Raw genomic sequence first — 1,715 nt, 5'->3', positions numbered from 1 at the left:
CGTCCGGCACCGCCCGCGAACCGGACCCTCAGCGGGATGCGGTTGGTATCAGGCTGCTATCGTTGCGCGGATTCTGGACGTACAGTAGCGGCATGAGGAAGACTCCGGTTCAGGGCTCCGAGAATACGCGATCTAGCGCGGAGAGATTGGTCGCGGCGGATGATGCGCGCCGCCGTAGCACGGTCCTCGCCCGGGCGGCCCTGGTCGTTGGCATCGTCCTCATTGCAGGTTCGACGATGCTCTGGCCGCAAGGATTGTTCGGGGTTGGAAGTCACACTGTTGGGCTTTCCGTTTTCCTCATCGTCTCTGGCGCGCTCCTGCTACTCTCGGGGATTTTCGTCAGTGCACGCGCCCTTCGCAGGCTGTCGCGACTCCAGAACAACTACAGCTCCGTCGGCAAACCAGACGCAGGTTTCGTGCGTGAGCCTCATGTCGGACTTCCTCAAATCGGGCAGGGCCATGGCGGGCCGTTGGACGCCAGCGCAGCCCTTTTCGCGAACCCCGACAAAGTCTTCAAGGCCCGCAGCTAGCAAGGCTCACTGTCCAGCCCGTTCTAAGCAGAGGCTGAGCGTCGCCGAGTCTCTGGGAACGAATTCGAGGCGCGCCCGTGTTTCCTCCACGCGGACCTCCCGCAAGCCGGACCTCTAACGGGCACTCTGCTTCGTTCTATTGCGGCATCGTGAGGCTGAGCCATCGTTCTTCGATGGAATAGCCGAGATGTTCGTTCATGCGGATGCTTCCGGTGTTGGCCTGAGCGCCACCCGTGCCGAACATTCTGACGCCGTCGGCGGCCAAGGCAATGATCGACGCCGCCTTGACGGCAACGGCAAGCCCCTTGCGGCGGTATGCGGGGTGGACGGAGGTGAATTCAGTTTCCCCGCGCGCGGTGGTCAGGCTGATGACGCTGACTGCCACGAGTTGCGCGCCATCGATGGCGCCAAAGAAGCGGCAGCCGGATCTCCAGAGTTCAAGCATGTCGGACTCGTTGCGGTGCGGCACTTCTGTCGCTGGCGTGTATGGGTAGTCGGCGTGATTCAGCGTCTCCAGAGCTGTGACGTGAGGCGCCCAGCTGAAGTCGAGTTCCTGGATAAGGAATGTCTTTTCCGTTGCCGCGACGACGGCCGCGTCCAGTGCCGACAGGTCGGGTGGATCGCTGAGGCGCAGGCGTGCACCCCACGATTCACCGACAACGACGTATCCGGCCAGCGTTAGGTGCTGCACCCGCGGATCGTTGAATTGGACTATCTGTATATCCCCAGTCACCCGCACAGTTTGTCAGACTGACGGTTGATCGTCCGACTGCGGACGAAAAAGCGCGCTTCCGTGCCAACGTGCCCGTAAGCCGGACCTCATACGGGAATGGGCCCACGGAGACTGGGCCTGGTGGCCAGCGTGGACAGGTGAGTCGCGTTTACCCTGTCGCGTAGAGAATCCCGCTGACATCCCCTATACGCAACAGCCATTGCAGGCTCGCGAGCTCTTGGACGCACGCAAAATCCGGCAATGCTGGACATTGAACAGCTCTCGGAGATAGGCGACACGCCCCAGTGACTATGTCAAGGAATTTCGGACCCACTAGGGCAATCTAAGCCGGACCCACCGCGTTGATGGTGTTGCGGATAGGTCAGCGTTCGATGTAATGTCAGTGAATGCTGACTATTGCCTCCCGTGCTGATGTGATGAACCGTTTGGGTCGCGCGATGGCGGATCCGACC

General features: G+C 61.3%; 2 protein-coding genes and 1 pseudogene. 2 read left to right on the top strand and 1 reads right to left on the bottom strand.

The annotated features are described in order from the left end of the window. Nucleotides 1-530, top strand: a 530-nt coding sequence (locus JF66_RS18260; RefSeq protein ID WP_231556501.1) for a hypothetical protein, incomplete at its 5' end; no start/stop codon positions are given. 136 nt (nt 531-666) lie between these two features. Here the strand turns inward: JF66_RS18260 and JF66_RS18255 are convergent. After that, on the bottom strand, nt 667-1,221 hold the full coding sequence (locus JF66_RS18255) for a GNAT family N-acetyltransferase (RefSeq protein ID WP_035880252.1): 555 nt from the start codon (nt 1,219-1,221) through the stop codon (nt 667-669). Between the two features lie 428 nt (nt 1,222-1,649). Here JF66_RS18255 and JF66_RS23240 point away from each other — a divergent pair. Further along, nucleotides 1,650-1,715: pseudogene (locus JF66_RS23240) on the top strand (transcriptional regulator); the annotation flags it as partial.

The organism is Cryobacterium sp. MLB-32, assembly GCF_000738085.1.
Classification (GTDB): Bacteria; Actinomycetota; Actinomycetes; order Actinomycetales; family Microbacteriaceae; genus Cryobacterium.
Note: the sequence above shows the minus strand (reverse complement) of the source record. Positions and strands in the feature narration are given on the sequence as shown.